The organism is Flagellimonas amoyensis (assembly GCF_003058265.1).
Lineage (GTDB): Bacteria > Bacteroidota > Bacteroidia > Flavobacteriales > Flavobacteriaceae > Flagellimonas > Flagellimonas amoyensis.
This window is the reverse complement of the sequence record NZ_QBUK01000004.1, coordinates 297,011-317,456: the sequence shown is the minus strand read 5'-3', so window position 1 is coordinate 317,456 and position 20,446 is coordinate 297,011. Positions and strand designations below refer to the sequence as shown.

Below are 20,446 nucleotides of genomic sequence, written 5' to 3'. Positions count from 1 at the left end.
AGCCCCGATGTTTGATCGGGGCTTTTTTAAAATACTTTAGGGTATATGCTTATTTGGCTTTTTTATGTCTGACCGTTTTGTTGTTGGTCTTGGACTTGGATCCAACCCTTGACATGGCACATCGGAAACCAATATCGTCGGTTGCCATGTATTGGGGCAGGTACCTGCGTTGGGCGGGATCTAGCCAGAAGGCCCTATCCCTCCAAGAACCTCCTTTGTACACGCGTACTTCATCGTTGATCAATGAGGTCCTGTAGTTGGAAGTATCGTACTGGCGAACCAGTTTTCCTGTGGAATCACGTTCAGCATTGAACTGAGGTGAGTCGTACATTTTTCTGTTGTCGGCATCATCGCTGAACTTCTCAAAGAACCTTGATGATCCTGGGTCACCGTCCCTGTACCCACGGTTGTCACTTTTGTCAAAGTTGGTCCTTAGGTAGGTTTCTTCCTCGCCAACGGGAACTTCTTTGATCTCGCCGGGCAGGTTGATGGCCACAATTTTTCCATTGGGCAATGTGTCATACACGATCTTGTCCTGTAGGATTTCCACTTTGCCATCTTCTCCAATGGCCTTTTTCATGAATACGTTACCTCTGTAGTAGTTGAAATCGCTGATTTCGTCATCCACGATGGGGCGATATACGTCGGCAACCCACTCACTCACGTTTCCGGCCATATCATATAGACCAAAATCGTTGGGCTTGTATGATTTCACTTGTGCGGTGATATCGGCACCGTCGTCGGACCATCCGGCAATACCGCCGTAATCACCTTTACCTTGTTTGAAGTTGGCCAATTGATCGCCACGTCCTACACGTTGTCCATTACGGGTATAGTCACCTTCCCAAGGATATTTTTTTCTACCGCGGTAGTTGTTGTACTCCCGGGTACCCACAAGGGCTTGTGCGGCATATTCCCATTCGGTCTCGGTTGGGAGCCTGTATTCCGGCATGATGACACCACTGCTCCTTTTCGCAAATGCATTGATGGAATCACGCTTTTGTTTTCCTTGAAGGGAATCTATCTGTCCTCCATAAACGGATTCTGGGTTGTTCAGGTAGGCTTCGGTGCTGAAAGTTCCGGTAACATCGCCGTTCAATACTTTGTATTTGGCGTCTTCGGCCAAATAGCCTTCCCTTTCCAACATCACTTCGTTGACCCTGTCCGTTCTCCACTCGGCATACTGCGAGGCCTGTACCCAGTTTACACCGACTACGGGATACTCGGCATAGGCGGGGTGCCTAAGGTAGTTGTTGGTCATGGTCTCGTTAAAGCCCAATCGGTTTCTCCATACCAAAGTATCGGGTAGGGCACCGGTATAAATGTTTGCGTAGTTGGGGTTGTCAGGAGGGTAGACTGCCTTAAGGTAATCCAAATACTCCAGATACATGACATTGGTTACCTCGGTCTCGTCCATATAGAAGGACTGCACGTGCTGTTGCGTAGGTGTGTTGTTCCAATCGTGCATGACGTCATCCTGGACCTGGCCTTTGGTAAAGGTTCCGCCCTCAACGAAAACAGTTCCTGGAGGCGTCTCCTGCTCCTTGAAGTCCGAATTGTATTGGAATCCGCCTTCTTTGGCATTTATTTTCCACCCTGTGGCTCTGGAAACATCCTTGGAAGATGAGGAGTTTTTACAACTGGAAAAACTTCCCATAACAACGGTGCAAGAAAGTACAACTTTAATAAGGTGTTTTTTCATAATTTGGGCTTGAGTACTTAAAAAACTTGGGGTTTCCGCCCCAGTCAATTCAACTTGTTTTGATCTTATTTAATCCTTTCGATGGCATTAGAACGATGTTTTTGCCATTATATTTTGTGCTCGTCAAATAATTGACACAATGTCGTCGCCAACATTTGCTATACATTTGTAACGCAAATGGATGTGAAATAGTATTGACTGTTCGGCTTTTAACGGTTCCATGGAAATTAAGGGCGGAGGTGTGAATATGTCTTTACCTATTAATGCATTAAAAAAAATACACTCCATTACAAGAATTTGAGCAAAACACCGTTTATGTTGTAATGTATCCAAAGCTTTTTTGGAGCCTAACTTTACTAAACGCTTAAATCATAGAATGAAAAAGTTACTGATATTGGCAGTCCTTCTTACTGTAGCCTTACCCGAACAGACAAGTGCTCAGCAAGAAAGAGCGATCACAACGGCAGTCCCTTTTTTGACCATAGCCGCAGATGCCAGGGCATCTGGAATGGGGGATATGGGTGTTGCCACTTCTTTTGATGCGTATTCACAGCAATGGAACCCGGCCAAATATGCCTTTGCGACCCAGAAATCTGGAGTTGGGGTGAGCTATACCCCTTATTTGGAGACCATTGTGAACGATGTGTCCCTGCTGAGTGCCAACTATTACAACAAGCTCAATGATAGAAGTGCCTTTGCCTTCGGACTGCGCTATTTCGGTCTCGGGGATATAGAACTTCGTCAAACCATTGAGCAAGAGGCAACTTTGGTGAAACCCAATGAATTTGCTTTGGATGGGTCCTACTCCTTAAAATTGAGCCAGAGTTTTTCCATGGCCGTAGTGGGAAGGTTCATCAGTTCCAATCTAAGGTTCCAGGACGGGACCCAAGATTCACAGGCGGCCAACGCCTTTGCCGTGGATGTTGCCGGATTCTACAGATCTCCCGAGATTGCCTACAGCAATTACAATGGACGATGGAGATTGGGATTCAATATTTCCAACATTGGAGGTTCGTTGCAATATGATGAAGGCGGCCAACAAAACTTTTTGCCCACCAACCTTAAGTTTGGCGCAGGGTTCGATTTTATCTTTGACCAAGACAATATTTTGTCCCTCAATTCAGAGTTCAACAAATTGTTGGTGCCCACCCCTCGGGATTTTGATGGGGACGGGGATATCGATACGGAGGACAACGACCAATACCAGAGCATAGGTTTCTTTAATGGAATATTTGAATCTTTTGGTGATGCCCCTGACGGTTTCAGCGAAGAGCTCAAAGAGGTTACTTGGGCCCTCGGTGCCGAGTACCGGTTCAGGGAAGCCTTCATGTTGAGAGGTGGTTATTTTAACGAGAGCGAGGAAAAAGGATCTAGAAAGTTCTTCACTTTGGGAGCAGGGTTCAAGTACAAAACTGCCCAAATAGACCTTTCCTATCTATTTTCCACCTCACAGGTCAGAAACCCTTTGGAGAATACCCTACGTTTTTCGTTGACCTTCAATTTTGGGGAGGAATTTTTCAACGACTGATCGGGTAACATATAATATTGACCAAAAAACCTATCCCCGTGGATGGGTTTTCTTATTTTTGGGATACACCTAAAACTTGAATGGAGAAAAAAAGGATTGGCTTTGACCTGCTCATTTTTCAGCATGAAGATGAGTTGTCACAAAAGGAGCAAAAATTGTTAAGCGCCGCAGTGCAGGCAAGGGAAAGTGCCTATGCACCCTATTCGCGATTCAAGGTAGGTGCGGCCGTTCTGTTGGAAAACGGGGAAACGGTCATGGGCAGCAACCAGGAGAACGCCTCCTATCCCTCTGGGCTCTGTGCCGAGCGGGTGGCCGTGTTTCAGGCGGGGGCAAGGTTTCCGGGCGTTGCCATTGTTTCCATTGCCATAACGGCAGCTTCGGAAGGCCATCAGGTGGACGTTCCGGCAGCCCCATGTGGCAATTGCAGACAGTCCATTATCGAGTACGAGCAAAAGCAAAAATCACCCATTTCCATAGTGCTGAAAGGGGAGAAAGGACCTATTTATAAATGCAGTTCGTTGGCCGATATTTTACCCTTGGCCTTCAATAGCTCATTTTTGGGTGATTCTTAAATCAATTCTTTTTCCAAAAGGAGATATATATGTATTTTTGCTCCTCGCCCCGAAGGGGGATTTCAATTAATACTACAGTTGATGAAAAAAATCACCAAAGAAGTTTACCTAAAATGGTATGAGGACATGTTGTTCTGGAGGAAGTTCGAGGACAAATTGGCCGCAGTATATATTCAGCAAAAAGTCAGGGGCTTTCTGCACCTGTACAATGGTCAAGAGGCCGTTCTGGCAGGATCGCTCCATGCCATGGACCTTACCAAGGACAGGATGATCACCGCCTACCGTAACCACGTCCAGCCTATCGGAATGGGTGTGGATCCCAGAAAGGTGATGGCCGAACTATATGGTAAGGTGACAGGTACTTCAAAAGGGATGGGAGGCTCCATGCACATCTTTTCCAAAGAGCACCGTTTTTATGGTGGACACGGAATTGTGGGGGGGCAGATTCCTCTAGGTGCCGGATTGGCATTTGGCGACAAGTATTTCAAAAGGGATTCCGTAACTCTTTGTTATATGGGCGACGGGGCCGTGAGACAAGGTTCCCTGCACGAATCCTTCAACTTGGCCATGTTGTGGCAATTGCCCGTGGTCTTCATCTGCGAGAACAACGGATATGCCATGGGAACATCGGTGGCCCGTACCTCGCACTCCACCGAGATCTGGAAACTGGGCTTGGGCTATGAAATGCCCTGTGGACCTGTGGACGGAATGGACCCGGCCATAGTGGCCAAAGAAGTGGACAAGGCCGTGGAAAGGGCCCGTACCGGAGGAGGACCCACTTTCTTGGAAATGAAAACGTACCGTTACCGTGGTCACTCCATGTCGGATGCGCAACACTATAGGACCAAGGAAGAGGTGGAAGAGTACAAGAAAATTGACCCGATCACCCAAGTGAAGGACATCATCTTGGAAAAAGGCTATGCAACTGAAGACGAGATCAAGAAAATAGACAAAAGGGTAAAAGATTTGGTGAGCGAGTGCGAACAGTTTGCCGAAGAGTCGGATTTCCCACCAAAGGAGCAAATGTACGATACCGTGTACGAACAGGAAGACTATCCATTTTTACAACATAAACTTTAAGTAGATGGCAGAAGTAATCACCATGCCTAGATTGAGCGATACCATGGAAGAAGGAACCGTGGCAAAATGGCTCAAAAAAGTAGGGGACAAAGTAGAGGAAGGCGATATATTGGCCGAGATAGAGACCGATAAGGCCACCATGGAGTTTGAATCCTTTCACCAAGGAACACTCCTGCATATCGGCATCGAAGAGGGAGATGGAGCCCCGGTCGATTCGCTTTTGGCCATCATCGGAGAAGAAGGGGAGGACATTTCTGCTCTATTGAACGGTGGTGCAGCCCCTGCCAAAGAAGAAACAAAAAGCGAGCCCGAGACCAAAGCTGAAAAAAGCGAAGCTCCGGCAAGCACGCCAAGCGCTGTGCCCGAAGGTGTGGAAATCGTGACCATGCCCCGTTTGAGCGATACCATGGAAGAAGGGACCGTGGCCAGCTGGTTGAAAAAAGTGGGTGACAAAGTAGAGGAAGGCGATATATTGGCTGAGATAGAGACCGATAAGGCCACTATGGAATTTGAATCGTTCTATTCAGGTACCTTATTGTATATCGGCATCGAAGAAGGCCAAGGAGCCCCGGTCGATTCGCTTTTGGCCATCATCGGCCCAGCAGGAACCGATGTGGATGCCGTATTGAAAGCCCAAGCAGGTGGTGGCAGTGCCCCTAAAGCTGAAAAAACAGAAGAAGAGAAACCAAAGGCCGAAAAAACAGAGACTGTTGAGGCCACAACTACTTCACAGGATGGCAACCGTATCTTGGCATCGCCTTTGGCGAAGAAGATTGCCAGTGAAAAAGGAATCAACCTGTCTGATGTTAAAGGTAGTGGAGACCATGGGCGAATCGTGAAAAAGGACATTGAGAACTTTACACCTTCGCAAACCACTTCACCAGCTGTCGAAAAGACAGCGGAAAAAGCGGCTCCAGTGGCGCCTATCAATTTGCCAGTTGGCGAGGAAAGCTTCGAGGAGGTGAAAAATTCCCCAATGCGCAAGGCCATCACCAAGAGCTTGAGCGCATCCAAATTTACCGCACCTCACTTTTATTTGACCATAGAGGTGGATATGGACAATGCCAAGGCATCAAGAGAGCAGATCAACAATCTGCCTGATACCAAAGTGTCTTTCAACGATATGGTGTTGAAGGCATGTGCCATGGCATTGAAAAAGCATCCGCAAGTAAACACCACTTGGACCGATGAGGCCACCATATACAAGGGTCACATCCATATGGGAGTGGCCGTGGCAGTGGATGAAGGTCTTGTAGTGCCCGTGATCAAGTTTGCCGACCAACTTACACTGACCCAACTAGGTGCAGCTGTAAAGGATTTGGCAGGAAGGGCCAGGGCCAAGAAGATCAAGCTCGATGAAATGGAAGGAAGTACCTTTACGGTTTCCAACTTGGGAATGTTCGGTATCCAGGAGTTCACATCCATCATCAACAAACCCAACTCGGCCATATTGTCCGTAGGGGCCATCGTGGAAAAACCCGTGGTCAAGAATGGACAGATCGTCGTGGGCAATACCATGAAGGTGACCTTGGCCTGTGATCACAGGACAGTGGATGGTGCAGTAGGGGCACAGTTCCTGCAGACATTGAGAGCCTATTTGGAAAACCCAGTGACCATGTTGGCCTGATCTTAAAGGTTCCTGAGCGAAGTCGAAGGGAAACAGAGAACATATGATTTAAAAGCATCCTTATAAGGATGCTTTTTTTATCTTTAGAAAATACTAAAAACAAAAACATGAAGACTATCCTATATGCCTTTACTGCCCTATTGATGATGACCTGTGGTTCGAGCAAAATTGAACAGACCACAACCTTGGGTGAAAAATCAAGAGCAACGGCGACCAAAAAAGAAGCAGCAGGGACATTTACCAATGCGGAACGTGTTGGGAAAATAATGAACTATTTGGCTTCCGATGAACTGAAGGGCCGGGACTCTGGTAGTGAAGGAATAGAGATGGCCGCAAAATATATTGAGAACCATTTCAAGTCCAATGGAGTGGTGCCCTATTTTGAAACATATAGGGATACCCTTTCCAATTTTGAGAAACCATCTTTTAACGTTGTGGGAATTGTGGAAGGCAGTGACCCTGCATTGAAGAATGAATATATCGTTATCGGGGCACATTATGACCATATCGGTGTCGTGAAAGCAGAGAACGGTGACGACATAGCCAACGGGGCCAATGACAATGCTTCAGGTACCAGCACGGTAATGGAGTTTGCCCGATATTTTGGAACCCGGAAAACCAATAAGCGGACTTTGATCTTTGCCCTTTTCAGTGCTGAGGAAAAGGGACTGTTGGGGTCCAAGCATTTGGCCAAAAAGCTCAAGGAGCAAGGGCTGAACCTGTATGCTATGCTCAATTTTGAAATGACAGGGGTACCCTTGCAGGGAAAGGATTATTTTATGTACATCACGGGATACGATATGTCCAACCTGGCCGAAGTGAGCAACAAATATGCTAAGGAAAACCTGGTCGGATTTTTGCCAACGGCCAAGGAATATAACCTGTTCCAGCGGTCGGACAATTATGCATTCTATCAAGAATTCGGTGTGCCCTCACACACTTTCTGCACCTTCGATTTTACCAATTTTGACCATTACCACAAAGTGGGCGATGAGGCGAGTATCATGGATTTTGCACACATGGCCACCTTGGTGAACAAGACCATACCCGTGTTGGAAGGCATTGCGAATGCACCAACACAGGAAATCCAGAAAAAATAATATAGCGTTGTCACTCCGAGGGGCGCATAGAAGTGGATGGGAATCTTCAGTTCCCAAAATGAACAAATAGCATCTGCCATGGCGAACATTATTATAACGGGGACCAGTAGGGGCATCGGTTTTGAATTGGTGCAACTTTTTGCCGAAGAAGGCCACAGGGTGTTGTCCCTATCCCGAAATGCCATACCTATCCAAGGCTTAAAACTCCCCAATGTCCATGCTTTTTCATTCGACTTGGGGGAAACCAAGGATTATGAAAAGCTAAAGGATTTTTTGGGGGAATGGGATACTGTGGACGTGCTCATCAACAATGCGGGCCGCTTGCTCAACAAACCTTTTTTGGAGATTACCCCCAAGGAATTTGAGGACGTTTACAAAGTAAACGTGTTCGGTGTTGCGGAAATGACCAAGACCGTCCTGCCCAAAATGGGCAAAAAGGGCCATGTGGTCACCATCAGTTCCATGGGTGGCGTGCAAGGGAGTGTTAAGTTTCCAGGACTATCGGCCTACAGTTCCAGTAAAGGGGCGGTCATCACCTTGACGGAGCTTTGGGCAGAGGAGTTCAAGGAAACCGGCCCCAGTTTTAATGTATTGGCCTTGGGCGCTGTGCAGACCGAAATGTTGGAAGAAGCTTTTCCGGGCTATCAGGCACCCGTGACCGCTCTGGAAATGGCCACGTATATCAAGGAGTTTGCCTTGACCGGGCAAAAGCTGTACAACGGGAAGTTGCTTCAGGTGAGCAATAGTACGCCATAGCAATAATTCTGAAAGTGGTAGTCCAGACTTAAAATGTACCTTTGTTACAGTGAACACCACCCTTCAAAAATATTTGCCAGAACGGGCAGTGCCCCCATGTTTTGAACTTATCAAGACCCATGGAGTGCACCTGAAGGTCGTGAACCATAGGGTCACCCGCCATGGCGATTACCGTAGGTTGCCCAACGGTCTGCACATGATCACGGTGAACGCATCATTGAACAAATACCGATTTCTGATCACGCTCATTCACGAAATTGCGCATTTGGTGGCCTTTGAACAATATGGTCGCCGAATCTTGCCCCATGGTGTGGAGTGGAAACGTACCTTTCAACATCTAATGGTTCCGTTCATCCGACCAGAGGTGTTTCCGTCCCAATTATTGCCTATCATTGCGAACCACTTCAAGAACCCAAAGGCAAGCAGCAGTACGGATGCCCGTTTGTCCATTGCACTGAAGGCCTTTGATGAGGAGGAAAGGAAGGGAAGCTACGTTTATGAATTGCCTAAGGGTAGTATTTTTAGGCTTTACAACGGTAGGTTGTTCAAAAAAGGAGACAAAAAAGTGAAACGATATGAATGTGTGGAATTGTCCACGGGCAGGTTATATTTGTTCCAACCCAATGCGGAAGTAGAGTTGGTCCGAGATAGACCTGAAGGGCCATCAATGTAAAAGCAACAAGACAAATGAACAAGAATTATTACGCCGTTCTCATGGCAGGAGGAGTAGGATCCCGATTTTGGCCTGTAAGCACTACTGCCAACCCCAAACAGTTCCACGATATGTTGGGAACAGGAAAGACATTGATCCAAAAGACATTTGATAGGTTGAACAAGTTCATCCCAACAGAGAACATATTGATTTTGACCAATGAACGCTACAATGACTTGGTGTTGGAACAATTACCAAAGGTAAAACCGGATCAGGTGGTTTTGGAACCGGCCATGCGCAACACGGCCCCCTGCATTCTCTATGCATCCTTGAAAATACAAAAGATGAACCCCAATGCTGTGATGATCGTGGCACCCAGTGATCACTGGATCGAGGATGAGGAGGCTTTTGAAAAGGATGTGACCGCATGTTTTGACAAATGTGAGAAAGAAAGCGTGCTTTGTACGTTGGGCATCCAACCCACATTCCCCAATACAGGTTTCGGGTACATCGAATTTGAAAAAGGAAGTGACGAAAAGCTCAAAACCGTGTCCCAGTTTAGGGAAAAACCTGATTATGAGACGGCAAAGGAATTTTTGGCCCAGGGCAATTTCCTTTGGAACGCTGGTATTTTTATGTGGAGCGTACAGACCATAGTGGATGCGTTCAAAAGCTATCAACCTAGCCAGTACGAACTTTTTGGAAAGGGGATTTCCTGCTATAATACGGGGGAAGAGAAGGGGTTCATCCAAGAGAATTATGCCAAGGCGGAAAACATATCAATAGATTATGCTATCTTGGAACAGTCCAGTTCCATTTACACACTTCCTGCTTCTTTTGACTGGAACGATTTGGGAACATGGGGAGCATTGTATGACAAATTGGACAAAGATCCCTCGGGCAATGCCGTGGTCAACGCCAGTGTTGTTCTGGAAAATGCCAAGGGCAACATGATCCGTTCCCCAAAGGGGAAAATTGTCGTGGTGGACGGCCTGGAGGATTATATCATCGTGGACAAGGAAGAGGTCTTGCTGATCTACCCCAAGTCCAAACAACAGGACATCAAAAAAGTATTGGGCCAAGTAAAGGAAACATTTGGCGACGAGTTTGCATAATATATGAGTGAAGATCAATTGGAAAAAGGGGCTGCCCCCAATCAGGATAGTGGGGATGAGGTAAAAAAGGATTTCAAGGGGCTTGTGGGCAGTGTCCGGAAGTTTCTTTCCGAACTGTTGGAGATACGTACCAATACGGATGCTGCGGCCACCAAGGAATCCATTATTGCCGATATCACCTTTAAGGGGCATACCTCTTGGATCTTGATCTGTTCCATTTTTATTGCTTCCATTGGTTTGAATGCCAATTCCACTGCGGTGGTCATCGGAGCGATGTTGATCTCCCCTTTGATGGGGCCTATTTTGGGCATGGGACTGTCTTTGGCCATCAACGATATAGATACGCTGAGACGATCCCTGAAGAATTTTACGGTAATGGTGGTCTTGAGCGTGGTTACGGCCTTTCTGTTCTTCTACTTTTTTCCCCTTCGGGATGAATCCTCGGAACTATTGGCACGGACCAAACCGGATATCCGTGATGTGCTGATCGCTTTTTTTGGTGGTCTGGCATTGGTGATCGCCCGAGCCAAGAAAGGGACCATCGCCAGTGTGATCTTTGGAGTGGCCATTGCCACCGCACTGATGCCGCCGCTCTGTACGGTAGGTTTTGGACTGGCCATAGGTAAACCTTTGTATGCGGCAGGCGCCATGTACCTGTTCACCATCAACACCATTTTTATTGGTCTGGCCACTTTTTTGGTCATCAAGTTTTTGCGGTTCCCCATGGTGCGCTACGCCAATTCCCAAAGAAGGCGCATGATTGCCCGATTGGCTTCCATTACGGGCATATTGGTGATGATCCCTGCGGGTTTCACTTTTTATAACGTCTTTCAGGAATCTCTTTTTAGAAAACAGGCACAGCAATTTTTGGACGATACCATCGAAGTCTATCAGTTCAATGGTGCGGGAAGGTATGTGGACAACCTCACGAAGATTGAATATGTGGACGATGGATCTTCGCTCATCGAGGTGGTCTGTATGGGAGATGAACTTATCCCGGAAAATGTGATAAACACTTGGCGCAGACAAAAGAACCAATTTTCCCGTTTGAAGGATGCTGAACTCCATGTTATTCAAGGGGGTAAGGACGATTCTCAAGAGAAATTCAATTTTGTGAGCGAACTCTATGAAAGGAACAAGGTAGATCTGCTGAACAAGGATGAACAAATCAGGCTATTGGAAGAGGAAGTGTCCATTTTGACAAAGACCATGGGCAAACAAGTCCCTTTCAAGGATGTCAGTGCCGAGGCCAGGGCCAATTATGGCAACATTGAGAGATTGGGATTTTCGTATCAGATCCAGACCGATTTTAAGAAATTGGACACGGTGCCGGTCTTCGAGGTGAAATGGAAGCAAGGCGCCCAAAATGCCCAAAAACAGGCCGACATCAAAAAAATGCACGCTTGGCTAAAAATACGATTGCGGGATTCCACCATTGTGTTGAAGGAAGTGGAGTGATGTGTTTTTAGAAGTCAGAAGTCAGTTTGCAAGTTTCTGGTTTCAAGTGACAGGTTTAAGTGCTAAATCATAGGTTTTGAACATGCAATCGGCAATAACAGAACAACTGAATAACCAAATAACACAACACTAATTCCGTTCTTCGATATACATCTGCCGAACTTTTTTGAAAAGCTCGGAGGAGTAGACAAAATCGGTCACCGCTTCGTTGTCCGTCTTGAAGATTTCCTTGTTGGTGCCCTCCCATTCCTTATAGCCATTTTTTAGGAAGATGATCTTTTCACCAATTTCCATCACCGAGTTCATATCGTGGGTATTGATGATTGTGGTGATGTCGTACTCCTGGGTGATTTCCTGGATCAGGTTGTCGATCAATATAGCGGTCTTGGGATCAAGACCGGAATTGGGTTCGTCACAGAACAGGTACTTTGGGTTCATCACAATGGCCCTGGCAATGGCGACCCTCTTTTGCATCCCACCCGAAATTTCCGAAGGGTATCTTTTGTGGGCATCGATCAAGTTGACGCGTTTCAATACAAAATCCACCCGATCCTGCATTTCCGATTTGGATTGTTTGGTGAACATATCCAGAGGGAACATCACATTGCCCTCCACGGTCATGGAATCGAACAGGGCGCTCCCTTGGAACACCATACCCATTTCTTGTCGCAGATCGCGACGTTCGTTGGTGGAAAGCTCGGAATAGTATTGGCCGTTGTAGCAAATTTGCCCCTCATCAGGTTCAAAAAGACCTAAGAGGCATTTGAGGAAAACGGTTTTTCCCGATCCACTCTGTCCGATGATGAGGTTGGTCTTTCCTTTTTCAAAAACGGTGGAGATGCCTTTCAGGACATGGTTGCTTCCAAACGATTTATGTACGTCTTCAACTTCTATCATTAGCCTAGGAGTAATTGCGTTAGGATATAGTTCGTTATGATGATGACCACACTGGTCCAAACAAAGGATGTGGTACTGGCCTTGCCCACCTCCAGGGCGCCGCCTCTCATGTAGAAACCGTGGTAGGAAGGCACAGTGGCGATTACAAAGGCAAACACCACCGATTTGATGAAGGCGTAAGTGACATGGAACGAGTCAAAATCCAATTGAAGGCCCTTGATGAACTCCCCACTTGGAGCATATCCGCCAAAAACAGCGGCAATCCATCCGCCCAATATCCCGACAAACATGGAAATGGCCACGGCGAAAGGATACATCAAAGTGGCGATGATCTTAGGGAAAACCAAATAATTGAGCGAGTTCACGCCCATCACTTCAAGGGCGTCTATCTGTTCGGTAACGCGCATGGTACCGATGCTGGATGTGATATAGGATCCCACTTTTCCTGCCATGATGATGGAGGTGAAGGTAGGGGCAAATTCCAAGATCACGGACTGTCTTGTGGCAAAACCGATAAGGCTTTTGGGCAATAGGGGGCTGTTTAGGTTGAGGGCCGTTTGGATAGTGACCACCCCCCCGATGAAAAACGAAATAAAGATGATGATGCCCATGGACCCATAGATCAGCTCATCGATTTCCTTTAAGATCAAGGATCTCATAATGGGCCATTTGGTCGGTTTTTTAAATACTTCCCAAACCATGATGAAGTATTTTCCAATCGCTTCTAGGTGTTTCATGTGTTCGATATGGACTTGAGGTGATAAAAATAAGAATATTGTTGGGCATTTAACCTTCATTTAAACTTTTTAAAGTTGATAATTGAATAGCTTTGCGCTAGTTTGATTAAATCCTTACCATGAAAAAAACCAACCTCGTTTTATTGCTTTTTGTCGTTTTGATGACCAGTTTGTCCTTTGGACAGCGCAAAAAGAAGGACATTGCCGAAGTACAGCCCGAACCCATAGCCCAATCCCCCAAATTGGTGGTCGGGATTGTAGTGGATCAAATGCGCTACGACTATCTTACCCGTTTCTGGGCCCAATATGGTGAAGGAGGCTTCAAAAGGTTGGTGAACGAAGGATTCAATTGCAAAAACCATCACTATAACTATGCGCCTACAAGTACCGGTCCTGGCCATGCATCGGTCTATACTGGGACAACGCCGGCCACACACGGTATTATTGGCAATGATTGGTACAACAAGGAAACGGGCACCGATGTGTACTGTGCCGGGGATGACAGCTATACCTCTGTGGGGACCACTTCCAATGCAGGACAAATGTCACCCCACCGTATGCTCACCACAACCGTTACCGATGAGTTGCGCATGCATACCCAAAAAAGGGGCAAAGTGATCGGAGTGGCCTTGAAGGACAGGGGTGCTATACTTCCTGCGGGCCATGCGGCAAATGCAGCCTATTGGTTTGAAGGGGGCGCAGCAGGAAACTGGATCACCAGTTCCTATTATATGGACGCATTGCCAAAATGGGTGGTTGATTTTAACGATTCAGATGCCGTGGAAGTCTATAAAAAACCATGGAACACGCTGAAACCCATAGAAACCTATGTGGAGAGTGGCACCGATGCCAACACCTACGAAGGAATGTTCAAAGGGGAGACTACTTCGTCTTTTCCGCATGACCTTCCTGCTTTGTGGGAGGCCAATGGACAGTCGGGCCTGTTGCGAACCACCCCTTATGGAAACAGTTTGACCGCTGATTTTGCCTTGGCGGCCATTGAGGGGGAAGGTTTGGGCACGGATACCATCACCGACTTTTTGGCGGTCAGTTTTTCCAGTACGGATTATGTGGGCCACTTTTTTGGGGTAAATTCCAAGGAAATCGAGGATACCTATATTCGGTTGGACCGAGATTTGGCCCGTCTCTTTGCTGCTCTGGACGAAAAAGTGGGTGAGGGCGAGTACACGGTTTTCCTGACTGCGGACCATGCGGCCATCGATGTGCCTGCTTATTTGAAAGATTCAAAACTACCGGCTGGGTATTTGGATATGAAAGGCCTGCAGGCTGAGTTTGCGGAATTTCTAAAGTATAAATATGGCACTACCGATGTAGTAAAGGACCTTTCCAACCATCAACTTTTTCTGGACCATAAGATTTTGGCCAACTTGGACATCGACCTAAAAGAGGCGCAAGAGGATATTGCAAAGGAGCTTTTGGGTTATGAAGGTATCGGTCAGGTGTATACGGCGTATCAAATGTGGACGAACAATTATACCAAGGGTGTTCCTTACATTTTACAGAATGGTTACAACCAAAAACGGTCGGGAGATGTGCTTATCGTGCCCAATCCGGGATTCATTTACTCAAGCGGAAGAACAGGTTCCACGCACGGCTCCCCACAGGTCTACGATACGCATGTGCCTCTATTGCTCTACGGAAAGGGCATAAAGCAGGGAAGTACCGTGAACCGAACCGAAATTCCCGATATTGCCCCTACCATTTCGGCTTTGTTGGGCATTGCGTTCCCAAGTGGGACCACGGGTAGGCCCATTGGGGAGGTGTTGGAGTAAAGGCATTCTACCTCAATACAATCATTTTTTTTCTGATGACCTGTCTGGAAGAGGGGTCTACATAGATCAATAGATAGGTGCCACTGGAAAGGTGGTCAATCTGGAGCGTAGTCTGATTATTCTCTCGGAGTACCAATCTGCCGTTGGCATCAAAAATTTGGACCACGAAATCCGAAGGAGTATCTTTGTTGATAAATATTTCATCTCTTGCTGGGTTGGGATAAATGATCACCCCATTTTTAATTTCTGGTTCTGGTTCTGGTTCTGGTTCTGGTTCTGGTTCTGGTTCTGGTTCTGGTTCTGGTTCTGGTTCTGGTTCTGGTTCTGGTTCTGGTTCTGGTTCTGGTATTACCTCCAATAGTCCATCGCAGTTTTCGTCCACTAGATTATCGGGTATTTCATGGGCTAAGGGGTTGATGTTGGCATTACTGTCATCACAGTCATCCCCATTGTTGAAACCATCCTGGTCAAGGTCATCATCCAAAGTGGAGGGATCACAGTCGTCATCGATACCGTTGTATGGAATTTCCAAAGCAGTTGGATTGATGTTGGCATTGCTGTCATCACAGTCATCCCCATTGTTGAAACCATCCTGATCGAGGTCATCATCCAAAGTGGCAGGGTCGCAGTCATCATCAATACCGTTGTATGGGATTTCCAAAGCAGTTGGATTGATGCTGGCATCGCTGTCATCACAGTCATCCCCATTGTTGAAACTATCCTGGTCAAGGTCATCGTCCAGAGTGGCGGGGTCGCAGTCATCATCGATACCGTTGTATGGAATTTCCACAATACTTGGGTTGATGTTGGGATTGCTGTCATCACAGTCATCCCCATTGTTGAAACCATCCTGATCGAGGTCGTCGTCCAAAGTGGCGGGGTCGCAGTCATCATCGATACCATTGTATGGGATTTCCAAAGCAGTTGGGTTGATGTTGGGATTGTTGTCATCACAGTCATCCGAATTGTTGAAACCATCCTGGTCAAGGTCATCGTCCAGAGTGGCGGGGTCGCAGTCATCATCGATACCGTTGTATGGAATTTCCACAGCAGTTGGGTTGATGTTGGCATTGCTGTCATCACAGTCATCCGCATTGTTGAACCCATCTTGGTCAAGGTCATCGTCCAAAGTGGCAGGATTGCAGTCGTCATCAATTCCGTTGTATGGAATTTCCAAAGCAGTTGGGTTGATGCTGGCATTGCTGTCATCACAATCATTCCCATTGCTGAACCCATCCTGGTCAAGGTCATCGTCCAATGTGGCGGGATCACAGTCCTCATCGACACCGTTGTATGGAATCTCGGCGGCATTTGGATTGATATTGGGATTGTCATCATTACAATCTTGATCGGAAGTGAACCCATCTTGGTCAAAATCTATAACGCCGACACCATAATGTAAACTCAAATATTGGATGAGGGATTGTGCCAAGGATTCCGCAAAGAACGCTCTATCCGCTTGGTCAAAACGAACATCTTGATTGACTTCAATCTGGATACCATCAATTTCACCGGCATTCAGTCGGGACCCATGTATCCAAACGTTGTAACCGCCATTGTAGTAATCCTCGTTTGGATTGGGATAGGGGTCCGCCGTACTTGGAACTGTCGGGTAACCTTTTTCATGGAGCAAGGTTCCAAAACTATATGGTCCCTTCAAAAGTTCCACATGCGTCAGTCCACCTCGATTATCATTGATCAAGGTTCGGATACCATTTCTGCTGATATAGGCGTTGGTGTTCAAGGTGGCGTCCGAAAGTCGAAGTTCATCCCCGGTCAATGTGTAGCCCAGTTCAACTCTTTCAATGGCATGTGCATGTCCGTGAAGGTCCAGAAAAAGACCTCTGCCAAAGTTTTGGATGATATCTGTTTTGGCTGATGCAATGTAGGCATGGTAGTTGTCAAAAGCCAATTCTACAGTTGGGTTGCCATTTGCTGCTTCTGGTTTTTCTCGGTTCGCATCAAATTTCGCCCGGGAGAGCCTGTTGATGATCACATAGGGATAGAAACCGGTTTCATTGAAATAGGCCTGGGCAATGGCCCTCCCCATGGATTGGGTATAAGTGTCATTGACCGTAATGCAGTCTATGCAGTTTCTATCGGGTATCATATTGGGGTTCATATCCCCATCATGTGGAACAGAAATGATAATGGGATGGTTGCCGTGGATGTATTCCACAAATCCTGTATTGTCAAAATAGGCTTGGCCGGGTTGTTGGGCGAAGACCCGACCGGATAGTATACAAAGGACAAGTACGAGAAACAGTGCCGAAGGGAAAACTGGGTATGGTTTCATATGCATAACCGTTTTGTGGCCCTTTCCTGACATGGAGGTCAGGTACGGTTGCCATTTTTGGGTTATGCCATTCTTGGATTAAAGGTAGTAGGATTTGATACTTGGGTAGGGGTCGAATTGATGGATGTCCATTTTCAATTGACGAATCGATTTTTGTTTGAAATCCTGTAAGACAATCAATACAATAAGAGCTGTAAATGCGTATGAAATCTTATATTTTGGACCAAATCCCTTTCCAGCGGTACCCTCGGATAAACTTTCCTTCTTCCTTGGAAACATAAAAATCCTTTTGTTGGAAGTATGCTTTTAGGAATCCCAAAATGGTTTGAAAATAGAGCCCTGGGCTTTTGGCCTGCAAGGCCATCTTGAGTGCTGCGATCTTGGTCAGGACAATGCCGTAGCGCATTTTGTAGAGTGCTGTTCCCTTGGCCTGGTAGTTCTTGGAGCTGTAACCATGTCCGGTAGAGCGAAGATGTTTGACCTTCAGTTCGGGAACAGTCTGTGTCTCGAAACCATGGTATTTGGCCAAGAGGGTGTCCACAGTGTCCCAACCCACTCCGGGCCGCAACCCTCCAATCTTGTTGAAACAGGCCTTGTGGTACAGTTTGATAGGCCCCCGGATATGCGTTTTGTCCGCAATGTTCTCATACACCCAATCCCTTCCTTTTTGGACAAAGAGCAAACCGGAACACATGCCCAGTTTCCAATTGGCCTGAAACAAGTTTACCATGCTTTCAAAATAATGGGGAGGAAGGATGATGTCCGCATCGAACTTTCCGATAAGATCAAATTCAGCAGTGTGCTGTAAGCCAAAATTGAAGGTGTCCACCACTTTCTTGCCGGGGATATGCTCATCCGAAGAGGTTCGTTGGAACACTTTGACCCAAGGGTATTTCTGTGCAAAGTCCTGGGCGATTGCAAAAGTGGCATCTGAAGAGTTGTCGTCCACCACAATCACCTCATTGGGCAAATGGGTCTGTCCCACAAAGGAATCCAGACAATCCTTTAAATAAATTGCTTCGTTGTGTGCTGGAATGACAATGCTGATCCACATGTGTTAAAATTCCAAAAAACAAACCACAAATCCCAAAGAAGTTATTGGGTTATTTAGTTGTTCGGTTATTTGGTTCTTGTTTCATGTATCCAATGTATTCAAATGATACGCCCGTCTGCCGAAGGCAGGAACTCCATGAGCCCTTTAAAATTGAACTTGGGACTTGAACTTGTACTTTGGAGATTGGGATAAACTATCTTTCTGCGTAAACAATGTAGTATCGGTTGGTGAAATACCGCAGTAGTGGTCGGATCCCAACCTTTTTAACGGGATTGGTCCATTTTGCCGAATCCTTTATGGTCCACCCGGCCTTTTCCAACAACCAATCGAATTGCCAGTCCTCAAATTCGTGGTAATGCCTGTCCCAAAGATCGGTCTTGCTCCGATAAGCCGGGGAGAACCAAAGTCGCATGGGGATGCTGGCCACCAATTTATTGGCCTTGATCTCTTTCAGTACATTGTAGGGCGCCACCATATGTTCAAATATTTCAAAGGCGGTCACCACACTGGCATCGGATTGGGAAACGGCTTCAAAATCCACATCCAGATCCTCACCTTTGGTGTTTTCCACTTGGTATCCGTTGGCCTTCATGATTTCTGAAAAGGGATTTTCGACCCCTAGGTCCAAAATGGATTCTGAGGTGCCAATATGCTTTTGCAAAAACGCCAAGGTGTGCTTGTAGCGTTTGTTGGGAAAGTTGTTCTCGTACATTCGCTAAAATTCCAAAAAACAAACCACAAATCCCAATTAAGTTATTGAGTTATTTGGTTATTGAGTTAATGGATTCTTGTTTCTTGAGTCCTGCATCTTTGTTTGAGACGCCCACCTGCCGCAGAAAGGAATTGCACGAACCTTTTGAACTTGATCCTTGAATTTGTTGTTTAGTATCGATAAACAATCGCATTGACATTCATTCCTGCACCAACGCTGGCAAAGATGACCACATCCCCTTTTTGGAGTTCATGCTGGGGCAGCTCGCCTTTCAATACTAGGTCATACAGTGTTGGGATGGTGGCCACGGAGCTGTTGCCCAGTTCATGGATGCTCATGGGCATGATGTTTTCGGGAACATCCTTTCCGTAGATCTTGTAAAACCGTTTGATAATGGCCTCGTCCATTTTTTCATTGGCCTGGTGGATGAATATCTTTTTCACGGCTTCGATGCCTACGCCACTTTTGTCCAAACAGCTAGCCATGGCCTTGGGTACATGGATACAGGCAAATTCGTAGATTTTCCGCCCTTGCATTTTAATATATCGGGTGTCCTTGCAGCCCTCGGCGCTATTGGTTTTGTCAAAATAGAGATAGTAGGCTTCTTCCTCGGCAAAAGTTTGGGTGGCATGGGATAGGATTTCTCCGGAGGAGGGATTGGCTTCCAAAATGGTCGCCCCGGCCCCATCGGAAAAAATCATGCTATCACGGTCATGCTGGTCAATGACACGGGACAAGGTCTCCCCACCGATCACCAAACATTTTTTGGCCATTCCACTTTTGATGAAGGCCTTTGCCTGAACAACGCCCTCGATCCAACCCGGGCAACCAAAAATAAGATCATAGGCCACGCAATTTGGATTTTTTATTCGTAACAGGTGCTTCACGCGGGTGGCCAGACTGGGCAGGGTGTCTCCTTGAATTTTTCCTTGAACAAGGTCGCCAAAGTTATGGGCAAAGATGATGTAATCCAGTTCTTCCTTGTCAATACCTGCGTGGGAGATGGCCTTTTCGGCGGCCAAGTAGCCCATATCGGACGTTTTGAACTCGGGTTTGGCGTAACGTCGCTCTGCTATTCCCGTGATGGCCTTGAACTTTTCAATGATCACGGTATTGTCCTGATCAAAAGTGGTGCCATCCGTTTCCATAAAATGATGCTGCAAGAAAGCTTCATTTTTGGTGATGATGGAGGGAATATAGCTCCCGGTTCCCGTAATCCCAATTTTCATGTTGAGGTTTTTAAAATTGATAGAAGATACACATTGATAACAATAAATATTATGCATGCATAATAAATCTTACAATGTCCAACTGCTCCCATATTGAATTTTATAATGAAAAAAGCCTCGACCTAAACTGTAGGCCAA

At 46.5% G+C, this 20,446-nt stretch carries 17 protein-coding genes; 10 read left to right on the top strand and 7 right to left on the bottom strand.

Annotated elements, in window-relative coordinates:
• Positions 1–49: 49 nt before the first annotated feature.
• Positions 50–1,702, bottom strand: coding sequence for a gliding motility lipoprotein GldJ (gene gldJ / locus DB398_RS07825; protein WP_108423818.1), 1,653 nt, complete (start codon positions 1,700–1,702; stop codon positions 50–52).
• 376 nt (positions 1,703–2,078) lie between these two features.
• Between gldJ and porV the strand changes: the two genes are divergently transcribed.
• The 9 genes from porV to DB398_RS07780 all read left to right on the top strand — a co-directional run bounded on the left by porV (position 2,079) and on the right by DB398_RS07780 (position 11,590).
• Positions 2,079–3,230: a type IX secretion system outer membrane channel protein PorV gene (gene porV / locus DB398_RS07820; protein WP_108423817.1), complete on the top strand. Its 1,152-nt coding sequence runs from the start codon at positions 2,079–2,081 to the stop codon at positions 3,228–3,230.
• An 80-nt stretch (positions 3,231–3,310) separates the two neighbouring features.
• On the top strand, positions 3,311–3,802 hold the full coding sequence (cdd, locus tag DB398_RS07815) for a cytidine deaminase (RefSeq protein WP_108423816.1): 492 nt from the start codon (positions 3,311–3,313) through the stop codon (positions 3,800–3,802).
• An 81-nt stretch (positions 3,803–3,883) separates the two neighbouring features.
• Positions 3,884–4,882: a pyruvate dehydrogenase (acetyl-transferring) E1 component subunit alpha gene (gene pdhA, locus DB398_RS07810; RefSeq protein ID WP_108423815.1), complete on the top strand. Its 999-nt coding sequence runs from the start codon at positions 3,884–3,886 to the stop codon at positions 4,880–4,882.
• Between the two features lie 4 nt (positions 4,883–4,886).
• Complete coding sequence (locus DB398_RS07805; RefSeq protein WP_108423814.1) at positions 4,887–6,509, top strand: pyruvate dehydrogenase complex dihydrolipoamide acetyltransferase; 1,623 nt, start codon at positions 4,887–4,889, stop codon at positions 6,507–6,509.
• 107 nt (positions 6,510–6,616) lie between these two features.
• Positions 6,617–7,609, top strand: a complete 993-nt coding sequence (locus DB398_RS07800) for a M28 family metallopeptidase (RefSeq protein ID WP_108423813.1) — start codon at positions 6,617–6,619, stop codon at positions 7,607–7,609.
• A gap of 78 nt (positions 7,610–7,687) precedes the next feature.
• Positions 7,688–8,365 (top strand): SDR family oxidoreductase, encoded by a 678-nt coding sequence (locus DB398_RS07795; protein ID WP_108423861.1) that lies wholly within the window; start codon positions 7,688–7,690, stop codon positions 8,363–8,365.
• Between the two features lie 49 nt (positions 8,366–8,414).
• Positions 8,415–9,038: a SprT-like domain-containing protein gene (locus DB398_RS07790; RefSeq protein ID WP_108423812.1), complete on the top strand. Its 624-nt coding sequence runs from the start codon at positions 8,415–8,417 to the stop codon at positions 9,036–9,038.
• 14 nt (positions 9,039–9,052) lie between these two features.
• Positions 9,053–10,132, top strand: coding sequence for a mannose-1-phosphate guanylyltransferase (locus DB398_RS07785; RefSeq protein WP_108423811.1), 1,080 nt, complete (start codon positions 9,053–9,055; stop codon positions 10,130–10,132).
• A 3-nt stretch (positions 10,133–10,135) separates the two neighbouring features.
• Complete coding sequence (locus tag DB398_RS07780) at positions 10,136–11,590, top strand: DUF389 domain-containing protein (RefSeq protein WP_108423810.1); 1,455 nt, start codon at positions 10,136–10,138, stop codon at positions 11,588–11,590.
• A 129-nt stretch (positions 11,591–11,719) separates the two neighbouring features.
• Here the strand turns inward: DB398_RS07780 and DB398_RS07775 are convergent, their stop codons facing one another.
• Positions 11,720–12,487, bottom strand: a complete 768-nt coding sequence (locus DB398_RS07775; RefSeq protein WP_108423809.1) for an ABC transporter ATP-binding protein — start codon at positions 12,485–12,487, stop codon at positions 11,720–11,722.
• Positions 12,487–13,224, bottom strand: a complete 738-nt coding sequence (locus DB398_RS07770; RefSeq protein WP_108423808.1) for an MlaE family ABC transporter permease — start codon at positions 13,222–13,224, stop codon at positions 12,487–12,489. The genes DB398_RS07775 and DB398_RS07770 overlap by 1 nt, the downstream gene beginning before the upstream one ends.
• Before the next feature lie 119 nt (positions 13,225–13,343).
• Between DB398_RS07770 and pafA the strand changes: the two genes are divergently transcribed.
• Positions 13,344–15,017 carry an alkaline phosphatase PafA gene (gene pafA / locus DB398_RS07765; protein WP_108423807.1) on the top strand — a complete coding sequence of 558 codons (1,674 nt, stop codon included), beginning with the start codon at positions 13,344–13,346 and terminating at the stop codon, positions 15,015–15,017.
• 7 nt (positions 15,018–15,024) lie between these two features.
• On the opposite strand, the gene DB398_RS07760 is transcribed toward pafA, so the two are convergent.
• The 4 genes from DB398_RS07760 to DB398_RS07745 all read right to left on the bottom strand — a co-directional run bounded on the left by DB398_RS07760 (position 15,025) and on the right by DB398_RS07745 (position 20,308).
• The gene (locus tag DB398_RS07760; RefSeq protein WP_159076348.1) at positions 15,025–17,313 is read right to left on the bottom strand and encodes a MopE-related protein; all 2,289 of its coding nucleotides are present in this window, start codon (positions 17,311–17,313) and stop codon (positions 15,025–15,027) included.
• Between the two features lie 211 nt (positions 17,314–17,524).
• Complete coding sequence (locus DB398_RS07755; protein ID WP_108423805.1) at positions 17,525–18,367, bottom strand: glycosyltransferase family 2 protein; 843 nt, start codon at positions 18,365–18,367, stop codon at positions 17,525–17,527.
• 193 nt (positions 18,368–18,560) lie between these two features.
• Positions 18,561–19,079, bottom strand: a complete 519-nt coding sequence (locus tag DB398_RS07750; RefSeq protein ID WP_108423804.1) for a class I SAM-dependent methyltransferase — start codon at positions 19,077–19,079, stop codon at positions 18,561–18,563.
• Between the two features lie 170 nt (positions 19,080–19,249).
• Positions 19,250–20,308: a 3-oxoacyl-ACP synthase III family protein gene (locus DB398_RS07745; RefSeq protein WP_108423803.1), complete on the bottom strand. Its 1,059-nt coding sequence runs from the start codon at positions 20,306–20,308 to the stop codon at positions 19,250–19,252.
• Positions 20,309–20,446: the final 138 nt, after the last annotated feature.